The 22,551-nt window shown below is 46.8% G+C and carries 13 protein-coding genes; 7 read left to right on the top strand and 6 right to left on the bottom strand.

Features of this window, described 5'->3' with window-relative positions:
* Window positions 1-52 precede the first annotated feature (52 nt).
* The 3 genes from D7V92_RS09905 to D7V92_RS09895 all read right to left on the bottom strand — a co-directional run bounded on the left by D7V92_RS09905 (window position 53) and on the right by D7V92_RS09895 (window position 4,004).
* The gene (locus D7V92_RS09905) at window positions 53-1,744 is read right to left on the bottom strand and encodes a helix-turn-helix domain-containing protein (RefSeq protein ID WP_121772793.1); all 1,692 of its coding nucleotides are present in this window, start codon (window positions 1,742-1,744) and stop codon (window positions 53-55) included.
* Between the two features lie 86 nt (window positions 1,745-1,830).
* Window positions 1,831-2,562 (bottom strand): helix-hairpin-helix domain-containing protein, encoded by a 732-nt coding sequence (locus D7V92_RS09900; RefSeq protein WP_008773283.1) that lies wholly within the window; start codon window positions 2,560-2,562, stop codon window positions 1,831-1,833.
* Between the two features lie 77 nt (window positions 2,563-2,639).
* Window positions 2,640-4,004: a sodium-dependent transporter gene (locus D7V92_RS09895; protein WP_008773284.1), complete on the bottom strand. Its 1,365-nt coding sequence runs from the start codon at window positions 4,002-4,004 to the stop codon at window positions 2,640-2,642.
* A gap of 118 nt (window positions 4,005-4,122) precedes the next feature.
* Between D7V92_RS09895 and D7V92_RS09890 the strand changes: the two genes are divergently transcribed.
* From D7V92_RS09890 to D7V92_RS09860, 7 genes are all read left to right on the top strand, one after another.
* Window positions 4,123-5,082, top strand: a complete 960-nt coding sequence (locus D7V92_RS09890; RefSeq protein WP_057328944.1) for a site-specific integrase — start codon at window positions 4,123-4,125, stop codon at window positions 5,080-5,082.
* A 642-nt stretch (window positions 5,083-5,724) separates the two neighbouring features.
* A complete protein-coding gene (locus D7V92_RS09885) occupies window positions 5,725-6,315 on the top strand; it encodes a DUF3575 domain-containing protein (protein WP_057328943.1) in 591 nt (196 codons plus the stop codon).
* A gap of 19 nt (window positions 6,316-6,334) precedes the next feature.
* Window positions 6,335-7,795: a DUF3868 domain-containing protein gene (locus D7V92_RS09880; RefSeq protein WP_121772792.1), complete on the top strand. Its 1,461-nt coding sequence runs from the start codon at window positions 6,335-6,337 to the stop codon at window positions 7,793-7,795.
* Between the two features lie 36 nt (window positions 7,796-7,831).
* Window positions 7,832-9,919 (top strand): Mfa1 family fimbria major subunit, encoded by a 2,088-nt coding sequence (locus D7V92_RS09875; protein WP_121772791.1) that lies wholly within the window; start codon window positions 7,832-7,834, stop codon window positions 9,917-9,919.
* 166 nt (window positions 9,920-10,085) lie between these two features.
* Window positions 10,086-11,204, top strand: a complete 1,119-nt coding sequence (locus D7V92_RS09870; RefSeq protein ID WP_036651596.1) for a FimB/Mfa2 family fimbrial subunit — start codon at window positions 10,086-10,088, stop codon at window positions 11,202-11,204.
* A 24-nt stretch (window positions 11,205-11,228) separates the two neighbouring features.
* A complete protein-coding gene (locus D7V92_RS09865; RefSeq protein WP_172681352.1) occupies window positions 11,229-12,866 on the top strand; it encodes a hypothetical protein in 1,638 nt (545 codons plus the stop codon).
* Window positions 12,867-12,912: 46 nt separating this feature from the next.
* Window positions 12,913-18,939: a hypothetical protein gene (locus D7V92_RS09860; protein ID WP_121772790.1), complete on the top strand. Its 6,027-nt coding sequence runs from the start codon at window positions 12,913-12,915 to the stop codon at window positions 18,937-18,939.
* Window positions 18,940-18,998: 59 nt separating this feature from the next.
* Here the strand turns inward: D7V92_RS09860 and D7V92_RS09855 are convergent, their stop codons facing one another.
* From D7V92_RS09855 to D7V92_RS09845, 3 genes are all read right to left on the bottom strand, one after another.
* Window positions 18,999-19,655: an ABC transporter ATP-binding protein gene (locus tag D7V92_RS09855; protein WP_005860615.1), complete on the bottom strand. Its 657-nt coding sequence runs from the start codon at window positions 19,653-19,655 to the stop codon at window positions 18,999-19,001.
* Entirely contained in the window at window positions 19,652-20,368 is a 717-nt protein-coding gene (locus tag D7V92_RS09850) for a ThiF family adenylyltransferase (protein ID WP_121736572.1), read from the bottom strand. The genes D7V92_RS09855 and D7V92_RS09850 overlap by 4 nt, the downstream gene beginning before the upstream one ends.
* 180 nt (window positions 20,369-20,548) lie before the next feature.
* Entirely contained in the window at window positions 20,549-22,531 is a 1,983-nt protein-coding gene (locus D7V92_RS09845) for a glycoside hydrolase family 97 protein (RefSeq protein WP_121772789.1), read from the bottom strand.
* Window positions 22,532-22,551 lie beyond the last annotated feature (20 nt).

Genomic DNA, 22,551 nt, shown 5'->3' with positions numbered 1-22,551 from the left:
TAGGAGAGCGACAAATTCGCTTTTCTCTCGAAAAGCACGAATCCATCGTGGTTTATTTCTCTTTCTCGCCTATAATCTCCCGGTATTGAGAGGGAGGCATCCCGTATCTGTCGCGGAAGGATCGCTGGAAAGTACGCAATGTACCGAAGCCGCATTGTTCCGCTATTTCCTTTAAGGTGACTGGATTTTTTAGGGAGAGCAGATGGCGGGCGTTTTCCAAGCGATACATTGTTATATATTCCAATACGGTCTGGTCGTTTTCTTCCCGTAGGGCATTCGCTAGTGTCCGTTCATTAATCTGTAAGGCTTTGGCGAGTTCTTTCCGGTCTAATGCCGGATTCTGGTAGAGCCGTTCGTTGATCATGAATGCGCCTAAGCGTTGTATGATCTCGTAAGACGTGGGTGGATTGGTGATTTTCGCAGCCGGTTGTCCCTCTGATTCCGGTTCAAGGGATAAGAAGTTCTTCGTCCATTTGTCGCGTTCTTCCAACCGGGTTACGAGTAGCCGGTTCTTTGCGTTTAGTTTATTGGCATAGATAATATATAAGGAAAGTAAGAGGGTGACGAGACCGATGATGATAAAAGCTAGTTGTAAATACCGTGTTTTTTGTAGGTTCTCCTGCTGGGTCTTCTCCACTTCGTATTGGATTCGCAATTCATCAAGCTGGCGTGCGATCTCCTCTTTCGCGATGGAATCGTTGGCTTGGATATAATCGCGATACAGCCGGATACTTTGCTGAGGTTGTCCGCTTAAAGATAATAGTTCGGCCTTGGTTCGTATGTCATTTAGGTAGAAAGGGTAATAATCCCGGTGTGTCTCCAGCAACGTATCGATGTCGGCTATCGCCTCTTTATAGGCTCCTTCCTCGTAATGCAGTAAATAACGGGCCTCATAGAAATGCTCGTAAGCACGGGCGGGGAAGGCGGGAAGGATATAAGTGCGGGCTTCCCGCAGGCAGTCTCTCGCTTCCTCTTTCCGTCCGGCTTTTAGTAGAGCGATGGCACGAAGGGAGAGATGGGTGACAGGGTAATGTCCGCTAGGGTCTTTCCAGCCTTTCCCATTCCAGTAAGCCAGCATTTCACCATATAGGTCGGCGAGGGGAAGTATCTCCTCATACCTCTCGGCTTTCTGGCAAGTCATGATTTGCCATTCGCACAGGCTTTGTGCCGTCGTGAAGGCGTTTAGGCTTTCTTTATAAGAAGGGCAGGTTTGCGAGCCCTCCCGTAATACGGAATATGCCTTCTCGTATAGGTTGAGCTTGTAGAAGATCTGGCCTTGTACCCTAAGGGCCATCGCCATACCTACGGGTTGTCCGATCCCCTTGGCTTGCTGATACATAAGCTCGGCCTCCTCTTGTGCATGGCGATAGGCTTGATCGGAGAACAAGCGGCTGATAAGCAGGTTGTATAAGGCGAAGTAGTAGTCATATTGCCGGGTGTCGAGCAGGAAAGTCATGATAGGGCGTGCCTCTTCCTTGAATCCGGCGGGACGCATATTCGCCATCGCTTGCAGATAGGAGGCATAGGCTAATCCAAGGTCTGCCGTGTCTTTCCGGGCTTGGGCGTTATTGATAACTCGCTTCCAATCGTCGGGTGATTCGCTTTTGCGTGCCTCTTTCTTTAATGTCTCGAAAGAATCCGGGGAGGAGACTGGGTTTGTCGTTTCCGCCTTAACGTAAGGCAATGCCCCGATAAGTAGGAGAGAGACTATGAGGATATATTTTATCGATAAGAAGTATTTCATTAATATATGTTATTTCAAGATCACAAAGATACGGATAATCTGTTTTTGATGGGCATTAAGATTCTATGAATAACCTGATTTTTTATCTATTGGAATGAGAAGTAATGCCGTAACCGCTCCCGGTCGTATTCCGTGAACTCCTCCAGTAAGGCTAGGTTCTCCCAGCCCTGTAACTTGCCTTTCTTCCGGACTTGTCGCTCGATAACCCGGGCCTGTTTATAGCTGACATATGGGTGACTTGCCAGTTCTTTAGCCGACAATTGGTTGACAGGTAGCAGACTTATAGCCGATCGGTCTGCCGAAAACCACGATTTCATCGATTCATAGCGTTTCTCGTCGATACCATATACTTCCCCTAATTGCTCTACACTATAAAAGCCCCCTAATAGCTCCCTGTATTTAATGATCCGTTTGGCGAAGACGCTACCAATTCCCGGAACTTTCTTTAGGGCGGTGGTATCGGCCGAATTTAATTCTACAACTGTTCCTAACGGCCATTTTTCTACCTTTGGATATGAGGGTAAATGGAGGTTTGATTCCCTTCGGATGCGTTTGGGATTTCGTTCGGAGGGAACTTTGTTTTCTTTCGAGTGGAATTTGTTTTCTTTCCGGGTGGGATTCGGGGGATTTCCGTTCGGGGTAATTGGAAGGGAGGTGTCTTGTTTCATATTGTCCGTGACCAGATCATCGGGCAGAACCTTTGTCCGGGAAAAATCCGTCAAGATAATTGCGATCCATGCCATCGCTATTAAGGAAAGGAGTAGGGTAAGAGCCTGCCTTTCCCCCTTGGAGAAATAAAGTAAATCACGCCATTTCATAGTCTTATGTTTTGATTTGTGGAACTTCCACCGACAAAGGTAGAAGTTCCGTTTCTATTGACAAGGAATTCTCGGTATTATTTACCGGTAATCCATCTCAAGATCCCTAATTCGTTCAAGAATACGATACCGATGGCGATTGGGGCCACATATTTCATAAAGAATACGTAAGCGCCGAAAAGACGGAACTTAAGAGCCCCCTCATTGGTCAATTCGGCTTTCAATACTTTTTTATCGACACGTGTACCTACGAAAATACAAGTGAGCATACCTCCCAGCGGTAGCATGATCTTGGCGGTCAGGTAATCCAGTGCGTCGAAAAAGGCCAAGCCTCCAATCGTGAATCCTTTCATCACCCCGAATGAGAGAGAACTGAAAATTCCTAAGAAAAATACCCCTAAGGAAACGATTAAAGCCGCTTTCTTGCGTGTCATGTGGAACTCCTCAAGAACGTAGGCCGTAGCTACCTCATGTAAAGAGATCGTGGAAGTCAGTGCCGCCATCGCTAGCAAGATATAAAAAATACAGGACCACAAGCCACTCAGCGGTAATTGCCCAAATACGTTCGGCAACGTGATAAACACGAGTTCCGCACCAGCGGAAGGGGTGATGCCGAAACTGAATACCGCCGGGAATATCATGATACCGGCCAATACGGCGACAAGCGTATTAATGATTGTCACCTGCCAAGCGGTGGCCTGCATATTCGTATCTTTCCCGAAGTAAGAGGAGTAAGTGATCAGGCAGCCCATACCCAAACTCAAAGAGAAGAAAGCCTGTCCTAGTGCGCTCAAGACCACAGAGGAAGTCAATTTGCTAAAGTCTGGCTTGAAAAGGAAAAGCAATCCGGCCTCAGCGTTCGGTAAGGTCACGGAACGTACGCACATGATCAGCAAGATCAAGAATAAAAGCGGCATCATGATCTTAGAGGCCCGTTCGATACCTTTTTCTACACCCGAGACAATCACGAAGTGAGTCAACCCGATAAAAGCGCCCATCCAAAAGATCGGACGGAAGACATTGGAAGCGAAATCCTGAAAATCGGCCGTATAGTCTATATCCGGCTGTCCATACAAACGGCCACTTAGCGTTTGCCAAACATATTCAAGCGTCCAACCGGAGACGACCGAGTAATAACTTAAGATCAAAAACGCGGCCAAGATACCGTTGTACCCAATCCAGCACCATTTTGTACCGGGAGCCATTTTCTTGAAAGAACCCACCGTATTGCTGCGGGAATGCCGGCCGATGAAAAACTCGGTTATCATTACCGGAATGCCTAGAAATATCATGAAAAGTATGTAGACCAGTAGGAATGCCGCACCTCCGTTCGCTCCTAGCATATAAGGAAAGCGCCACACACTTCCCAGTCCTACGGCGCATCCTACGGTAGCTAGTACTACGCCCAATTTACTACCGAATGTGACTCGATTGTTTGCCATATTATTTATTGTTGCTTTTATGCTTTTAATTGTTACCTATTTTCTTATTTTCGGGAGCAAAAGTAATAATTTGAATTAATTTGTTCGTGTAAAGTATAAATAATTTAGTGAAAGGAGTATGAAACGAGGACGTAAGAAAAAGTTAGCAATCTCATTGATGGATTATATGGGAAAACGAAGAGACATGAAACGGCAGTTAAAGAAAGAAGGGACAGCTGAGTTGTATGAGGTGGCCGTAAGGCATTTTTTAAGATTCGTGAAGAACCCGGGGTTCTGTTTGGCCGATTTGAATCGTGCGTTGGTGATAGATTTCATCACGTATCTTCAGGGAAAAGGATTAGCTACTAATACGGTAAATACGTATATCAGTAGTTTGCGGGCGCTTTATAATACGGCTTGCCAAGAGTCGTTGATTCCTGCGTCGTATTATCCGTTTGAGAATTTGAAACTCCGGCGTGCGATGACGGCGAGGCGTGCGATTCCTGCGTCTTTGTTTCAGCAAATTGCTCAGATCAAGGTGGCGGATGACTCGCAAGTGGAATTATCAATAGATCTTTCCCTATTCAGTTTTATGGCTTGCGGGATGCCTTTTGTGGATATAGCGTACTTGACGAGGCAGAATATCCGGGGGAATGAGTTGGTATATCACCGTCATAAGACAGGACGTATGATCCGGTTGGAGATAACCAGTAGTATGTTGCAATTGATCCGGAAATACGCGGATCGGCAGCGAGCGACCGGATCGCCGTATTTGTTCCCGATTCTTCCGCCCCGGAATCCGGATTATTGGGGGTATAAGCGTAGCTTGGCCCGGCATAATGCCCGGCTGAAACGGATTGGGCAAACTTTACGGTTACCGAATCCGTTTACATCGTATGTTGTTCGCCATAGCTGGGCATCGGAAGCTTTACGTTGCGATATGCCGATGGCCTTGATCAGCCAAGCGTTGGGGCACTCGTCGGAGAAAACGACTCGTTTTTATCTGGAAGAACTGGATATATCACGTTTGGCTCATGCGAACATGAAGGTGATAGGTTCTGTAAATCGGATTCTTGAGAAAAGGATGGATGGTTTGTGAGCTTATTTATGGAATAAGGTTTAGCGTTTCAAAAGGGTTGACGAAAAAGAAACGTTACATCACATCTTATTGTTATTTTTTATAGTTTGCCAATAAACCACACGGAACGTTTCAGAAAAACATGTACGTGTTTTTCTGAAAAGACGTACATGTTTTTTGAAAAACACGTACATGTTTTCGGATAAATATGATCGTGTTTCTATACGATTATCAATCAACGGCTTATATATAGGTCTGTCATAACGAGCTTATTGTTTTTTTATTTTTTGATATTCAAGAGGAATTTTTAGAGTATAGAAATTCTTCCTTTGTTGGGAGAGTGAATCAATAAAGGTGAATATGGTTCATTTTAGAGACATAACTTCCCCTAAATCCCTTATTCAGTGGAAGGGACTTAACAATTTTAACACAAAAAAGTTGTGATAATAAAATATTTATTATGTATTTTTGTGAACTAATAGGGAGGAAGTTACTATTTTGATGCTAAAACTCCTTATTCCATAAATAAGTTCTATGAGGCTCCTTATTCCATAAATAAGTCCACGGGCCATTCTTGCCGTTAGTTGATTTTAGGAGGTTGGGCCTTGAGGGGCAGAAGGGTGAGAAGATATTAAGATTAACAACCATAATGAATAAGAAAGAATGAAGAAGACGATTTTCATGCTATTCTTGTTGGCATTCCCGTTTCTTTCGAGAGCGCAGGGGGTGCCGGTCGAAGGGAAAGGCTCCATGATTGGGATCAAGAGCAATATTCCTTATTGGGCTACTGCCACGTTTAATTTGGGGGCTGAAGTTTATCTCGCCCGTCATTGGACACTTGAGTTGGAGGCAGGCTTGAATCCGTTCAGCGGCAAGAACGATGATGGGAGTTATGGCCGCTCACTGAAGCATTTGCGTCTGCACCCGGAGTTGAGGTATTGGTTTTGCGAGACGTTTAACGGTCATTTCCTCGGTGTGCATACTCCGTACCTATTATATAATGTAGCCGATATCAAATGGCTGGGTACAGAGGGCGAGCGTCACCAGGGATGGGGTGCGGGAGCTGGTGTCAGTTATGGATACTCTTGGCTGCTGTCTCGCCATTGGAACTTAGAGGCCACAGTGGGCGTGGGTTATCTGTTCTTGAAGTCGGATAAGTATCCTTGTGCGAATTGCGGCCGCAAGCAAGAAGGGATCAAGAAGCATTACTTCGGGCCTACGCAGGCGGCGATCAATCTCATTTACCAATTTTAAATCGATGGAGGACTGAAAAATGAAGAATCTACAAGGATGGATGATACTTGGGATCGCCTGTTTGGCCGGTTGTGTGGGTACTACGATTCCCGTACAGGCGCAGCAGACGGCTACCGCCATCGTCGTGAAGGAGCGGTTGGTGGAGCATGTGGGCGATCGCTTGATAATTGATATGAAACTAACGCTGGACGAGTTGTCGCTACCGGCCAACCGGAGTTTGGTTTGTACGCCGCTGATCGAGCGGGGCGATAGCGTAAGGGCTTTGCCTCCCGTGATCGTGAACGGGCGCAACCGCCAGATCCAGTACGAGCGATCCAAGCGTGATGCGATGGCGAACGGAGAGTTTGTCTTACGCCGTCACAGTGGGAAGGAGCAGACGTTCGATTACCATGCCTCCATTCCTTTCGTTAAGTGGATGGAGCGTTCGGAGGTGTCGCTGGTAGCCGATTTTTGCGGTTGCGGTTGGGAGGCATTGAGTAATGATAAGTCGCCGCTTTTCCCGATCCGAATCGCGGAGCCTGTGGTATTGCGGCCGCTTTTGGCGTACGTCACGCCGGAGGCAGAACGTGTGAAAGAGCGTGTGAAGGAAGGAAGCGCCTTCCTCGACTTCCCGGTAAACCGTACGGAGATATATCCTGAGTATCGCGACAATCCCTCGGAGTTACGCAAGATCCTCGAGACCGTGTCGTCGGTGAAGGAGGATCCTTACGCTACCATCACGGAGGTATATATCAAAGGTTTCGCATCGCCGGAAGGTACCTATAAACATAACACGTATTTGGCCGAGCATCGCGCCAAGGCGTTGATCGAATACGTGAAAGGCCTTTATCACTTTGAGCAGGCCCGTTTCACGGTGGATTTCGAGCCGGAGGACTGGGCCGGATTGGAGAAACGGGTGGAGAACTCCTCGCTTGCGGACAAGGAGGAGCTGCTGGCCATCATTCGTGCGGACGAGCCGAAGGATTACGACCGTCGCGAGGCGAAGCTGAAGGCGTTGAACGGGGGGGCCTCGTATCGGGTACTCTTGCGTGATATTTATCCCGCCTTGCGTCATTCGGATTACGCGGTGCGCTACACGATCCGTTCGTTTACGGTAGAGGAGGCCCGTGAGCTGATCTATTCGGACCCTAGGCAGTTGAGTCTAAACGAGATGTTTCAGGTGGCGCAGACGATGGAACCGGGTAGCGACGCTTACCGCGAGGTCTTCGAGATTGCCGTGCGTATGTATCCGGAGGATCCGGTGTCGAATCTGAACGCCGCCCTTACGGCGATCGACGCAGGTCGCTTGGAATCGGCCCGCCGTTATTTGGCGAAGACTTCCGATTCTGCGGAGCGTACCTTGGCGGAGGCGGCCATCGCCATGCTGGAGAACCGCTTGGACGAAGCGGAGGCTCTGCTGGGCAAGCTGTCCGGCGATCCTTCCGTAGCCTCGCAGGTGGAGGAGAACTTGAGGCAGATCGCAGAGAAACGGCAAGAGTGAAAATAGGATAAGATAACAGACAAAAATTTTAATATTATGAAAAAGAAAAAATGGTACGTAGCGATGGCAACGGCGCTTTTATTGGCGGCCGGTTGTTCCGATGATCTCGACAACGGAAAAAATAACACCGGGGCGGAAGAGGATGGCGAGAAGGTCTATATGACGGTGAACGTCTCTACGGTTTCGCAAGGAACGCTAACGAAAGCAGATCCTACTCCTTCTAATCCTAATCAGGGGGGAGCCGGTTGGGGCGAGGATGGTAATGGTTCTCTTGGTGAGCTTTCCGGCTCTAAGGAGGGTATGGTATATGATGTTAATATATTCTTGGTGCCAACAGATGAAGAGTCTTTGGGGGATGGCAATCAGCTGGAGTTACTAAATACTGACAATGGTAGTAGTATACAGATCGCAGGCCAAGGTTATTATTCGAATCTGGAAGGTATTGATGCGAGTTTAGGTGGAACTGAGCCTGGTCATGGTGACGGAAAGGTTACGATGAAAGTAACCATGAAGAATCCTCTGACACAAGATAAGAGCAATTATCAGGTATTTGCCGTTATTAATGCGGGAGGAAGGTTGACTGGTATTAGTACGTTGGCAGACTTGCGCGATAGAGTTGCCGCAAACGATAGGGCATTGTGGACTCCTGCTAGTAATATGGCGGATTACCATCATTTTGTAATGTCTACACATAAGATGATAAGTGGTGCTATTCCTTCTAACGGCAGTTCTATCGTTGAACTTTCTGCTGCGAATATGGATGAGACAAATCCGGCTCAGACAACGGTGTTCGTAGAACGTTTAGCCGCTCGTATTGATTTGGCATACTCCTCGAATTTAGATCTGACTAATATACCGGGAACTTCTCCTGTAAAGAATAAGGGCACGTTCACGTTGAAGAGGTATAAGGTAGTGAATCAGTGGAAGGGCGAAAGTTATCTTTTTAAGCAAGTTTCTCCTACGGTACAGTATAACTATGGTGCTAATGCGGTATTGCCGGCAGATGGTACCAACGATCCTGCTCGATATTTAGGTGATGAGAAATGGATATGGAAGAATAATGATACTGGTGCCGGATTGTTCAATTATGTGTTAGATCCGAAGATCCGGGAAAAGAAATTGCCAGAAGGGGAAAGTTCTTCTTGGGATCAATTTAAAGATTCATATGTCAATTATTTTAATCCGAGCAATTCAACTGATTTGAATAACTTGGATAAGATGGTGTCTATGCCTACTTCCGGATTAAGCTATACACAGGAAGTAAGTGGTGATAGTCGGACATATTACCCGGTTGTTTATACCAAGGAAAATACGTTGGATCTGAACTCGCAGGTACATGGCTATACTACTGGTGTAATCTTCGAGTCTGAATTTACTCCGAGTAACGACTTTAAGGTGAGTTCCTATGAAAATGGGGAGATCAAGTCTGTGAATTTGCCTAATGGTGATAAAACGTTTCTTTCTGCGGCTCATTATAATAGTAATGGTTCTGTGTCACGTCTTGTTTATAAAGATGTGAAGAGCGTTGCTGCCCGTGCGTTCAATTTGGAAAACGACAAGAAAAATTTATTGAAAGGCTTTATGGATGGTTGGGACGATATAACTGCGGATGTCAATGCTGTGAAGAAGGCGGTTCAAGGTATGTCTTCCCAAAATGGATTAGAAAGTGCGTTTAAGGAATATTTGGATGGGATTCTAACTGGTACAACCACTCTTGATGAGACTATAAAACAGAAATTGACTTATGCGGCTTTTAGAGATCAAGCTTCGCATCTTCCTTCTAATTTTACTCCTGTATCTCAATTCAGCTCAGAGCAAATCGGCAATTTATACCAATACTATAATGTTTCCCTATACAAAAGCGGAAGAAGCTATCACAAGTTCTGGATCCGTCATGATGATAACGGAAACGATGGTCTGATGGGCGTGATGGAATTCTGTATCGTACGCAATAACGTGTACCAGTTGTATGTGAAAGGTATTCGTGGCTTGGGCGATCCGTTACCTTATACCCCGGGTAAGGATGATCCCGGTACGCCGGATGAGAGTGATGATGTCACTATCGACGTGACTATCTACGTGAAGGATTGGGTAAAACGTACGAACAAAGACATTATCCTATAACTTTACCCTTCGGGGGATTCTTACGATGGGCATTGTAAGCACTTTATGCTGCCCATCCAAGCAACCTTACGATGCCCATCATAAGAACCTTATAATGGGCATCATGGTTTACCTCCATTTCCGGTAGTACGGGCGGAGGATTACTGTGTATCTTAATAAAATGATTATGAACCGTTTATTTCATACCTGCAAACAGTTGATTGGCATAGCCGCCTTGTCCGTGGGGCTATACGCTTGCGATTGGATACACGACGACTCGCTGCCGCTTTGCGAGTTCCGCCTGTATTTCAAGTACGACTATAATATGAAATTCGCCGACGCTTTCCAGCATGAGGTAGACTTCGTTACGCTCTTCTTCTGCGACCAAGAAGGGAACTTCCTCTTCCAGCGGCGGATCGAGAAGAGCGAGCTGGACGAGCGGAACTCCATCGCCCTCGACATGGAGCCGGGTACCTATCAGGTAGTCACTTGGGCCGGGCTGGACAAGGGCAGTTACGCATGGAACGATCCTGCCGAGGCGTCGCAGGCTGTCGAGAGGGCGCAAGACGTCAAGGTACGTACCTTGCGTGAGGACGATACGACACAACCCAACGAACTGCGCCCGCTTTGGCATAGCCTCGATACCTTCACCGTGACGCGCGACATGCCCGAGGCCGACACCATCTCACTCGCCAAGAATACCAACAAGCTGCGTGTCGTGCTGCAAAACGTGATGGGTGAGGACATGGATGTGAATAACTTCTCCTTCCGGATCGTGGCTGACAACGGGTATATGGATTACGACAATTCCCTGCTGCAAGATCCCACCATCCACTACCTGCCTTATTATACGGAGAACGTGGAGTTGGGAGCCGACCCGACCCCCGGCGCTACCGTAGGCGGGCAATACGTGGCCGTGGCCGAGATGAACACCATGCGCCTGATGGCGGGCCGCAACTACCGCCTCATCATCCGTCACCACGGATGGGAGAAGGATGTGTTGAACGTGAACCTCAACGATTACCTCCTTCTCACCAAGATGGAGGGGCACCGTATCTCCCCGCAGGAGTATCTGGACCGGCAGGACGAGTATTCTATCATCTTCTTCCTTACGCCGAAGGTATGCCCCGATTGTCCGGATAAGCCTACGCCTCCGGATCCTCCGGGACCTGATAATCCTGACAATCCGGATAACCCGGATAATCCCGATGGTCCCGATCCGGAAGACCCTACGATCGTGGGGTACGCCTGCTTCAAGATACAGGTGAAGGATTGGGTGATTCGTATCAACGATGGCATATTGTAAACAGAGATTTATTAAATATCGCTAATGATGAGACGCTATACCATATATAACCGATTGACGGCGGTCGCCGCCGGTCTTTGCCTCTGTTGGCTTTTTATGGCTTGTGGTGAAGACCGGGGGGGCGATCTCCCGGATGACGACCCGAATCATTGTGTCGTGACGATCACTTTGCGGACATCCCGTTCGGTACGCCCGCCGCAGACGAAGGCCGGAGGGATGATGACGAAGGCGGATGAAACTACTGAGACGGATTTCTGGGCAAAAGATGAAGAATACGAGCGAGACATCACGAACTGGCTGGTGGTGGCCTATGATGAGAATGCGGATTTGGCCGGATATATATCCGGCAAAGATGGAACATGGACTCCGGATATCAGTAATGAGGATTCTCGTACTACGGTGGAGATGAAACTACCCCTTGGCACATACCATTTTTATGCGTTCGCCAATTTACAATCGTTGGAAGACGGTACATCGTTGTATCAAAAAATTACCGAAGCCCATTCCTTGGCGGAACTGTCGGAGGTGAAGATATTGGACTCGGGCACGAGTATTGATATAAGGAATGAGGAGAAAAAGGGTAAATTCGGAGGCGAGGAAGCGTCTCGAAAGCGTATTCCTATGAGCAGCTACGCCCAAAAGTATACGGTATTGTCCGCTCCGGCAGAGAACAAATTAGAGATTCCCTTGATCCGCATGATCGGCAAGGTGCAAGTGGAGATAACCAATAACTTAAATAAATCCATAACCGTAAACCAATTAGACATCATGAACCTCCGCAAGGGAAGCCTGCCGATCTGGCTCTTGCCTTGGGGAAATGAGAATTATTTGGAGTTTAAGGATAACAAGGACTTGGAAGAGCCTTTGGCTCCATCTTTTCCGAAAGATGCGAATCCTCCTGTAGTAAGTCTAGAAGATCTTTATACGGAATCTGTCAAACCCGGTGATAATGAAAAAGAAATACAAGCCAAACCTGTGGACGGCGAGAACGGTAGTAAACGAGCTTATATTCGCTACATTCCTGAGACCAATGCGGCCGTCGGAGAGAACGGCGGTGGTATCCACCTCGGTGTAGAGATCGAAGGCCGCCCTCGCACGGAGCATCTCACGGGTTTCGACTTTGTGCGCCGCAACGACCTGCTGGTCATCCCCGTCTTGATAACCAACATCGCAACGAAATTGGAAGTAGCCGAGCAACGCCTCCCCATCGGGGTCTACCCGACCGCCTTGGTCTATGGTGAGAAGACGGGCGTGCAAATACTGACGCCTGTTGAGCATACCCTGCAAGCCGCCGGCGACTTGTCGATCCGTTTCGAGATATCTAGCATAGAAGGCGTGACAGGAGATTTCACGATCAAAGGTCTCCCGCAGGATGGAACGGTTACGGAAACAGCGAAAATTAGTTCGATCCAAGTAAAAAGCGACGAGAAACGTCTCATTACGGCCGTAAACGGAGAGGATTATGACGAGAAACAGCGTTTCTACCTTCCCGAGGCTTCGATCAAGGAAGGAAAGAAAGGTTCCTTCACGATCCGCACCCAAGAGCTAGGCGGAAAGGCGGAGGCTACGATCATCCTCACGCTTGTGGTAAACTATAACGTGGATGGGGAGAAGCAAGAAATGCAAATCCCTTACACCATCAAGATCAGAAACTACAAATAACAACCATAATATAACAACAATAAACTAAAAAAGGAGGACCTGACGGATGAAACCATCAATCAACCTACGATATAAATCCTTGTTATTAACTTGCTTGTTAATTTTTTCCGCTGGTGTGGCTGTGCCGGCGTGGGGGCAGACGTACACGATCAATTATAAGAATGGTTCACCCCAAACCGGTATTACCGAACGTGTGGATACGGTGTATGTGGCAGATGGGGAAGAGAGGGAGTTGTTTATTCCTGAGTTGAGGAATAATGATGGTGTATCGGATCCATATTATAGATGGTATGTGCGTTGGTATCGAGAGGATGGGAATAAAAACATGCTGTCTATAGAGGGCAAGATCGCAGGGACAGATATTACTTTTGACGAGGATCATCCACCAGTATTAGGAGGTACGGTTCTTAGTGCTGCTACTTATCAAAAGACATTGAAATCAACCAGTGATGGCAAATCTCTTTTTGCATATGATTTTTTTTATAATCCAAGTGGAAGCAATGAGGAATTGCGGAAGTCTGCTAGTGCCACGGGAGCTTCTACTGTCAAATATAAGGTCAATACTGTAGAAAATGACGTAGTGGTTTGTGATGTGAGTCTGAATACAGACCTTGTGGGATCTGGAACAAATGAAATTATAGAACCGACACTCTCTATACGTTATAAGTTTGTTATTCGTCCAGCAAGTGTTATTGCTGGACAAATAAGAAGTTCTGGTGCGGATCAATCCAATGCATTTATAAAAGAGGATATATTTACGTCGCAGAGTAATGAAATTTTTAATGTACAACTAGGTTCGATCGCAAATAATTATGCGTGGTATGAGGGTGAAAATATAATAAAAGGAAAGACCTATGCGTACAAATATGTTTGTGGTAATAGTACTAAGACTGGTAAATTAAAACCATTAGAGCAAATAGTTGATTCTTTAAATATTACAGAACAATCTATATTGGAGGTTTGGGCTGTTGATGAAACAGGAGGAAAGAGAAGTCCTTTACTTTATAAATACACGTTGATACCGATCAGCGGCGCAGGATTTGTATTAGAGGATAATTTGAATACAATAACAGATCCAAAGCGGAAACCGGATGAACATCCAGATATTTATGAAATGATTGGTTATATAAATTTTGACCGGGGAGATTCAATTACACTTGAACAATTAAAGAATAATTATACTTTAAATATGGTTAAACCTCAATTTCCTATGGCAGATACTGATAAGGGAATGTGGTTGGAGCCAGATGTTACGGGCTATGCGCCATTGGATTATCATCGTACACGTGGACGTTTGACTCCATTGCAAAATCAATATGGATTATATCGTACTGCCAATTTATTAGAGGTTTCTGAAACAAGAGCAGAGAAGGCTACAACTATTGTTTCATATGGAAATTTTAGCTCAAAGAAAACTACGAATTTGCAGTATTACTGGTTTCCGACTTTAAGAGAGAATGCTCCTAATAATGATAGATCTAAAAGAAGTTCTGTTGCGCAAAGGACAATATATGACCGAACATATTATAATACAAATCACCAAAAATTGGGATTTTTCTATTATGTAGATGCTGCGAATCTGCCGGGACGTTTGGTGAAGATTAAATTAGACGGAATAGTTTGTAGTCATACGGGTATTTTGGTGAATTTTTGGGTAAATGATATGACTACAAGAGCGAATGAAACTTCTACAGGTTCGAAAGCCGGCAAACCTATTCCTCCTAATATTAATATAAATTTTATAGGTAGGAAAAATGGAGCCGATGTGATTCTTCATCGGTTTACTTCTGGAGATGCTTTGACAAATTATACAATGCGCGAAGCATATCAAGGGTATGAAACTAATGAATACATTGGTAAATGGCAGCAATTAATGTATTCATTTTCATTCTCTGAAAGATCTAATGACTTTGATGAATATTATTTGGAGGTGCAAAATAACGCCATCCATTCATATGGTGCGGACTACGCCATCGATGGTCTGCGTATTTATCGCTCCATACCGAAAATTGACGTAAAGCGAGTGGACGTGTGTTCCTCTGCCAGTCTAACCGTTGCCACGGATTACGAACTTCTACTCAAGAATATGGGTTGGAGCATTAATCCGGATGTATTGTCCGATCTGAATATGGGGGATGGAATAACGGAAGATTCAAAGCATATATGGAAATACCGCTATGGTTTGATGGGTGGAGATCCAACGAAAAGAAATGATAATCTTAATGAAACGATCGGAAACGTTTATATTGGAGCTACCGATAAAAAGGAAAATGGGGATATAACGAAGCCTGAAGATTGGATTACATTGAATACGGATTTGAAGGACTATAAGAATGAGAACTATAACAACCGAAGCAAGGTGTATCGTATTATCGTTCCGACTAAAGATGGGTTAAAGCATCAAGGATTTGAGGATCTGACAAATTATGAAACTGCGATGCGACGACAAATTGTCGTAAACCTGCGTATGATCAATGATTTCTTATATGATGTAGCTGAGCAAGGAGTTTGGGATGAAGACATAGATGCGCATGCCCAAAAAACAAATGGGGATCCGTTCCCGAAAGAAGAGTATATCGCATATTTGAAACAAAATTTGGGAGATCTTTGTGACAAATCAGGATCAGAGTGGAACTATAAGATTCCTGATCCGAAAGACATGGAGAGTCAGATAGATCAAATAATGGATGGATATGACAATAAATATGAAGAACTGATACGAGCCGTATGTTCCGTGATGGGTATTTCTCGTCCTCGTGTGCCTTGGTGGGATGAAGGAAATAGCAATACCATCCATTTGAGTGCCATTGATGTGGACAAGACTGAGTTGAGATATAAAGGTGAGAGACCTTACGGAAGCGGGACGAAGGTAGAGCCTGCCTCCGGTAAGTATGATGTGGTAATCTTTAGTGCGGCCGCGACAGTTACTAGCGATAAAGTCGTGGATTTCCCGAATGCCTATGCGGGAAGTAGTTTCCAAGATCCTTGCTTGCTGACTACCCCTTTCACCGTACTCCCTTCCTTCACGGTCGTAGCGAATACCAAAAGTGATTTGCCGGAGGGCATGATCGCTTGCGAGGGACGGATCAGTCAGATCGAGGAAGCGACCGTATGGGTTGAAGAGGTGGATGATGACCAAAATCTGACAGGGGAACTGAATAAGTTTGAAGAGATAGAAGCTTTCAAGAATTATTCATATACGTTCGATTGGTTCTTGGGCGACTCGCTGGAATTTGCGGCGTTCCATGAGAGGCATGGGGTATCATTAGAAGATATATTGAGGTCTTATAGAAATCAACTTCCTGATGAAAAGAATGCCTTGTCTTTCCAGGCAGAAGCTTTGATTGAGTATTGTAAAGACAAATATAAAGATAAGCCTGATTTAATTGAGGAATTGAAGACACTGCTCTTAGGTGATGTGGACACAGAGCCAAAATTAGTGATTGGCGGGAAGTTTGGATATGCGGAATTCCGTTGGGTAAAAAAAGTGGTAGCGATTCCTTATCTGCCAGAGAGTATTACTGAGAGTGATCGACGCAAATGGCTCTTTTGCGAAAGACCTCAGGAAAAAACATTGGAAGCCGCTCCCGCCCCGACACTGTTAGTCGGTTTTCCGGATGTGGAATACCCGGAAGAAATGGCTCATTATCCCAATGTGCCCCTGCGTATCGGCTTGCCGAATATCATAGAAGGAAGCATAAACGATATTCCTATTCAAGGAGAAGGCTTGACAATGGGTATGGAAGAATCTAACCAATTGGGTAAGCCTAACGGTAACGCTACGACTATATTCTTGCGGCAAGGGCAGACTTATATAGAGGTAGGTGATTTGACGGCTTTGTCTGCGAAAGCTGAAACTGAAACAGATAATGGCGGCGGGTTATTCTCGATGACCTTTAAGGAGGATGCCTATGAAAAATTCGCCGAAGGCCAAATCTATTCACTTTATATTCCATTCGGTGAATATAAGGATGGAACTTTCGTAGAAGGCTCTTGCGAGGGATATGCGACCTTACTTATCAAGATCGTACCGGAATACTTGACTTGGACGGGTAAGAACATCGGTGAGGATGCTGAGGCATGGTATAATGATGCGAACTGGCAGCAATCCACGGAAGGGGATTTGTATATAGATCAAACGGGAGAAAGCAAAAAGGATGCCAACGGTAATGATCTTGTGACTGCCGCCTTCGCCCCGCTTCATTTCACCCGTATCACGATCCCGGGAGGGCAGACACTGGAATTGGAAGACTTGAAAGAGGATAAGAATTTACTGCAAGGAATTGATACGACATCTAAAACAAAGGCTACCCAATATATCCAATACGATATGGCGGTAAATAAGAATGATAAAGGACTTATCGTAGCTCCGTACTATATAAATAAGGTAAAGGCTATCTATTTCAAACCCGAGGCGCAGTTACGCCGTCAGCAATTCCTGACGTACGACACTGCCCGTGTGGAATTCGAGATGACACCTGACGCGAAATATTGGATGGCATCGCCCCTGCAAAGCGTATTCGCCGGCGATATGTACACCGTGAAGAACACGGGCCGTCAGAACACCTATGCTTTCGCCGATATCACCTACAGCACGGCTGACAACGACCGCCAAGCCCCAGCCTTCTACCAGAAAGCTTGGGACAAGGCGATCACGATGTACGTGCCGAAGAGCGAAGCAGATCAAATAGCTTCTTTTCCGGAGAATGGTTTGGATACAACTCATTACGAGGTAGTCCAATCCAACTGGAGCCGTGAATATAACGATGTGAATGTGCCCTACGCTTTAGGAAAGGGATTCTATGCCAGCGCAGAAAAGAAGAATGCGACCGGCTTAGGTGAGAAAGTATTGGTACGCCTGCCGAAAGCGGATGACTCCTACAAATATGAACCGTGGAAACCGGATACGAAAAGCGCTACATTGAGAGCCGCCATGACCAAAGCCCCGACTTTAGCAAATCGGATCAATGCTGGTAAACTGGCAGATAACAAGTCGATCAAGGTGGTATTGACAGATGTGAATGGAACGGAAGATTGGTGGAATACGGATAATGGAACCGTCCGTGTTATTGCTGATGGTGACGGCAAGCACTTCCTGTTGGGTAATCCTTATATGTATCCGTTGGATATCGTTCGTTTCTTGAAAGAGAATGAGGCTATCTTAGAGCAAAAATATTGGACATTGGATGTGAAGGAGGGTCTTGTTGTCGGTACGCCTGATGTGGCATGGGAAAATGAAGATACTGATGCTGCTTCCGGAGCCGTTATCGCCCCCATGCAGGCCTTCTTTGTAGAGCTGAAAGATGCGGCTCAAACGAAAGCGGAAGGTACGGTAACCGGTGCCGATCTGAAGGTCGTTCGTTTCGATCCCTCCATGATGCAAGGAGAGCCGGAGAAGGTCTCTTCTTCCTTGCGTACCGCTACGGCCAAAAATCCGGTCTTGAGGCTGACAGCGGAGCGGGATGCATATCGTAGCACGGCCTTGCTGACGCGGCAGGATGATGCCACGAACAACTATGAGGCAGATAAGGATGCCGTAATCTTGCTGGATACGGAACTGGAGGAGATCCCGCAGGTGTACACCATCGCCGGGACTCGTGCCGTGGGCGTGAACGTGGCACGACGGGTCGACCAGATACCTCTTGGCGTATATGCCGGCGAGGGTAAGGGCGAGGTTACACTGACGATAGAGGGTATCGGCGATTGGGCGGAGACGCTTTACCTGTACGATGCCGTGACCCGTAAAAGTACGGAGCTGTCGGGCGATACCTACACCCTGCGTCTGGACGGCAGCAGCCATGGACGTTACTTCCTAAGTGCGGGCTCGCCTACTGGTAATGAGGGGGTAGGCGATGCGGAATCTATTTCTGTTTATTCCGCCGCATCGGGTAAGGTAGTGGTCAGCGCTAGCGAGGCGTTGAAGCGGATACAGGTGTTTACGCCGATGGGTCGTTTGGTACGTACCTTATATCCCGCTCGCCCGACTTATACGTTCGCTCTCCCGGCAGGCATCTACATCATTCGTGCGGAGATCGCCCACGACCAAAAGACGGTGAAACTACGGGTATTATAAATAAACCCGTTATAATAGACAAGGGGGTGCAGTTCTAAGTGAACCGCACCCCCTTGTTGTTAGTTCGTTTCTACCACTCCATCCTTGATATGGATCACCCGATCCGTGTTTGTAGCCAGTTGTTCGTCATGCGTCACGATGACGAACGTCTGGTTCATCTGGTCTCTTAACTCGAAAAAGAGGGCGTGCAATTCTTCCTTGTTCTTGGTATCGAGACTTCCGGAAGGTTCGTCGGCTAGGATAACCGCCGGATTGTTGATAAGCGCACGGGCTACCGCTACCCGTTGCTTCTCTCCGCCGGATAGCTCGGCAGGCTTGTGTGCCATGCGATCGGAGAGTTTCAGGAAGTCCAGCATCTCTTTCGCTCGCTTCTCGGCCACGGCCGATTTCTCCTTGGCGATCAGTGCCGGGATCATCACGTTCTCCAAGGCCGTGAACTCCGGCAATAATTGATGGAACTGGAAGACGAAGCCGATATTCCGGTTGCGGAAAGCCGCCAATTCCTTATCGCCCAATCGTCTTGTCTCCGTGCCATTGATAACCAGCCGCCCGCTATCCGGTGCGTCGAGCGTGCCGATGATTTGCAACAAGGTTGTCTTACCCGCCCCGCTAGGGCCTACGATAGCGACAACCTCGCCCTTGTTTATCGTGAGGTCGATGCCTTTCAATACTTGTAAGGCTCCGAAACTTTTCGTTATTCCTTCGGTTTGTATCATATCAAGTTTCTTAGAACGTGCGAGGCAAGGAAACAACCGAACGTTGCCGGCATATAAGAGACCGTTCCCGTGGTCGTACGTTTACATGTTTCGTTTTCAATTTCGATCACGGCGTCCGGATCAGCGAACTCGGTGGAAAATACGACGGGAATTCCCTTGCTTACGCCTAGAGGACGCAACCGTTTCCGCACCGCTTTCGCAAGGGCGCAATTGATTGTCTTGGAGATATCCGCAATCCGTACCAAGGACGGGTCTACCTTAGCGCCCGCCCCCATGGAGGACACGATGGGGATCTTATGGATATATGCTTGGTACATCAGGTATACCTTGGGACTTAGGGAATCGATGGCATCTACCACGAAATCGAGAGGGGCCGATAGGAGTACCTCCTCCGTCCGCTCGTCTCGCAGGAATTCATTCAGGACGGTTAGTTGCAACTGGGGATTGATATCGAGCAAACGCTTGGCTACGACCTCGGCTTTCGGCATCCCTAGGGTGGAATGAAGGGCGGGCAATTGGCGGTTGATATTACTCTCGTTTACCGTATCGGCGTCTATGATTGTCATCTTTCCTACTCCGGCCCGGCAAATCTGCTCGGCGGCATAAGCTCCCACACCTCCTAACCCAACTACCAATACATGGCTACGGGATAAGCGCTCCATACGCTCGGCTCCGAACAAAAGTTCCGTCCGTGTATTCCAATTGTAACTCATTTATATACTTTTGAGGACAAAAGTAATCAATTGTTCCGGTTCCTCCAATACTTGCTTTTATCCGAAAGCTTTGTGTCTTGTTACTGCACGGGCGTTGCAGCGTTACTGTATGGGCGTTGCAGTATTACTGCATCAGCCTTGCAGTACCACTGCAACCCGGGTTGCAGTGGGTGGATTGTGTCAGATGGGTTGAATATGAAAGACCGATCCTCCGTCGGAGGCCAGCGGAAGGGTGATTTTATCCCTGTAGGTGATCTCCTTAACCTCTTTTACGAGTTTGTTCGAGTCTATATTCGTATCTTCAGCATCTTTATAGATCGTTATCTTATATTTCTTGTCCTTATCCAAGAACTTGAGGTCTACATCGATACTGCGTGCTTGGCTGTTATTGATCGTACCGACAAACCAATCCTCTCCCTTTTTGCGGGCGATCGTTACGTATTCATTGACGGAAGCGTTCGGAACGACTGTTTGGTCCCAAGTCGTAGGCACGGCTTTCAGGAACTCGAATCCCGGTTGTCCCTCGTAAGCCTCCGGCGTATCGCAAATCATGCCGAGATAGCTCTCTAATACCACGTACATCGCTAACATATGGCAACGGGTACTCATTACATAAGGGTTACGTTCTTGGTTCTTGAACTTATCCCTTGGCAAAGAGCGGAAACCACCTAAATGATAATCTGTCGCTCCCGCTAATAAACGGGTAAAAGGCATATGGATGTCATGATCCGCATCGGTATCCTTGTCCCATTTGCAATGCTCGTAATTAAGCGTACCCTCGCGGGTGAACTCGTTGGGATAGGTACGGTTCAATCCAGACGGCTTGCAAGCTCCGTGGAATTGCACGAATAGATGATGCTTGGCCGCCTTCGCCAAGAACTCTTCTTGGATACGGATCATCTCTTGATCATCTCGATCCATGAAATCGATCATCATACCGGCGATTCCCCATTTCTCGAATTGGGCGAAAGCCTCGTCTATCTTCGCGTACAGAGGTTTCCAGTTGGTCCATAAATGGATACGTACGCCTTGGCTCTTGGCGTAATCGCAAATCTCCTGCATATTGAGGCTCGGAACGACTTTCAAGATGTCCGCTTTCGGACCCGGAGAACCGAATCCGGCTCCATCCTCGTCATACCAAGCTTGCTCGGCGTTCCCGTAGATCGAGTGATAATCCAATCCGTTACGGGCTACGAAATCAATGTAATATTTATTCGTGGGGAAATTGTTTCCGCCAAGGAAAGTCGTATCTGGAACGACATTCCCGTTCCACCACGTAAAAGTAGTCTTACCCGGCTTAATCCAAGACGTATCCTCTATCTTACAAGGCTCATTGAGATTCGTAAGGATATTGGACGCTATCAAGGAACCGATTTGATCGCTGATCATCAAGACCCGCCAAGGAGATTGATGGGGTAGGGATGCCTCTACCTTGATACGTTCTTGTCCCAGTTTAGGTGATAGTTTCCCGAGAAGAGCCCCGTTTTCTTTCCATAGGTACATACCGGCGTAATTACGAACCGCCGCCTCGGTAATCGCCATATAAACATGGTTCGGGAAAGAGAACAGGGCGGGCATATCCATCAATCGTTTATTATCCATGTCGGCATAATCCGTGACCGTATATTTACCTTCGTGGGAACTTTGGTAGTTGGGGAGGAATAAAGTGGTTACGTTCGGGTTACTTTGTAGGTTGAAGGTGGTTCCCTCGTCATACATGATATACGAATCCCATCCTTTTTGCTTCGGAAACTCATAGCGGAAGGCGATACCGTCATCGAAAGCCCTTACGACCAGATTAATCTTGCGGAAAGGTTGAACGGTTTCCTCTAGCGGGATGATTACCTCTTTGGAAAGGCTATGTATATGTTTCGCCTTACCGACGATCAATTCGTAGGTCTCTTCCTTCGTGCTGAACACGGGTTTGTTGATCTTTACATTTTCCCCGAACGCCCCATTATCGAAAGTCAACGTTAGCGGAGAGTCTTGGATCAGGGTTTGTTTATTAAACGCTACGCTGTATACCGGGCTATTCTTATCCAAAACCAAGGAGAACTTGATCTTTCCGTTTGGAGAAGACAACCGTACGCTTTTATTTGCGTATAAAGAGTGAGCGCAAAGTATAAAAAATGCCAGAATGAGGTAGATTGATTCTTTTTTCATGGATGATAATTTTATAGGCC

This window comes from Parabacteroides sp. CH2-D42-20 (assembly GCF_003670185.1).
Classification (GTDB): Bacteria; Bacteroidota; Bacteroidia; order Bacteroidales; family Tannerellaceae; genus Parabacteroides; species Parabacteroides distasonis.
Note: the sequence above shows the minus strand (reverse complement) of the source record. Positions and strands in the feature narration are given on the sequence as shown.

Excerpts from the sequence above, each read along its gene's own strand:
- D7V92_RS09865 (WP_172681352.1), top strand. The coding sequence starts at position 11,229 with ATGATGAGACGCTATACCATATATAACCGATTGACGGCGGTCGCCGCC.
- D7V92_RS09890 (WP_057328944.1), top strand. The coding sequence starts at position 4,123 with ATGAAACGAGGACGTAAGAAAAAGTTAGCAATCTCATTGATGGATTAT.
- D7V92_RS09905 (WP_121772793.1), bottom strand. The coding sequence starts at position 1,744 with ATGAAATACTTCTTATCGATAAAATATATCCTCATAGTCTCTCTCCTA.
- D7V92_RS09880 (WP_121772792.1), top strand. The coding sequence starts at position 6,335 with ATGAAGAATCTACAAGGATGGATGATACTTGGGATCGCCTGTTTGGCC.
- D7V92_RS09875 (WP_121772791.1), top strand. The coding sequence starts at position 7,832 with ATGAAAAAGAAAAAATGGTACGTAGCGATGGCAACGGCGCTTTTATTG.
- D7V92_RS09895 (WP_008773284.1), bottom strand. The coding sequence starts at position 4,004 with ATGGCAAACAATCGAGTCACATTCGGTAGTAAATTGGGCGTAGTACTA.
- D7V92_RS09860 (WP_121772790.1), top strand. The coding sequence starts at position 12,913 with ATGAAACCATCAATCAACCTACGATATAAATCCTTGTTATTAACTTGC.
- D7V92_RS09855 (WP_005860615.1), bottom strand. The coding sequence starts at position 19,655 with ATGATACAAACCGAAGGAATAACGAAAAGTTTCGGAGCCTTACAAGTA.
- D7V92_RS09845 (WP_121772789.1), bottom strand. The coding sequence starts at position 22,531 with ATGAAAAAAGAATCAATCTACCTCATTCTGGCATTTTTTATACTTTGC.
- D7V92_RS09885 (WP_057328943.1), top strand. The coding sequence starts at position 5,725 with ATGAAGAAGACGATTTTCATGCTATTCTTGTTGGCATTCCCGTTTCTT.
- D7V92_RS09850 (WP_121736572.1), bottom strand. The coding sequence starts at position 20,368 with ATGAGTTACAATTGGAATACACGGACGGAACTTTTGTTCGGAGCCGAG.
- D7V92_RS09900 (WP_008773283.1), bottom strand. The coding sequence starts at position 2,562 with ATGAAATGGCGTGATTTACTTTATTTCTCCAAGGGGGAAAGGCAGGCT.
- D7V92_RS09870 (WP_036651596.1), top strand. The coding sequence starts at position 10,086 with ATGAACCGTTTATTTCATACCTGCAAACAGTTGATTGGCATAGCCGCC.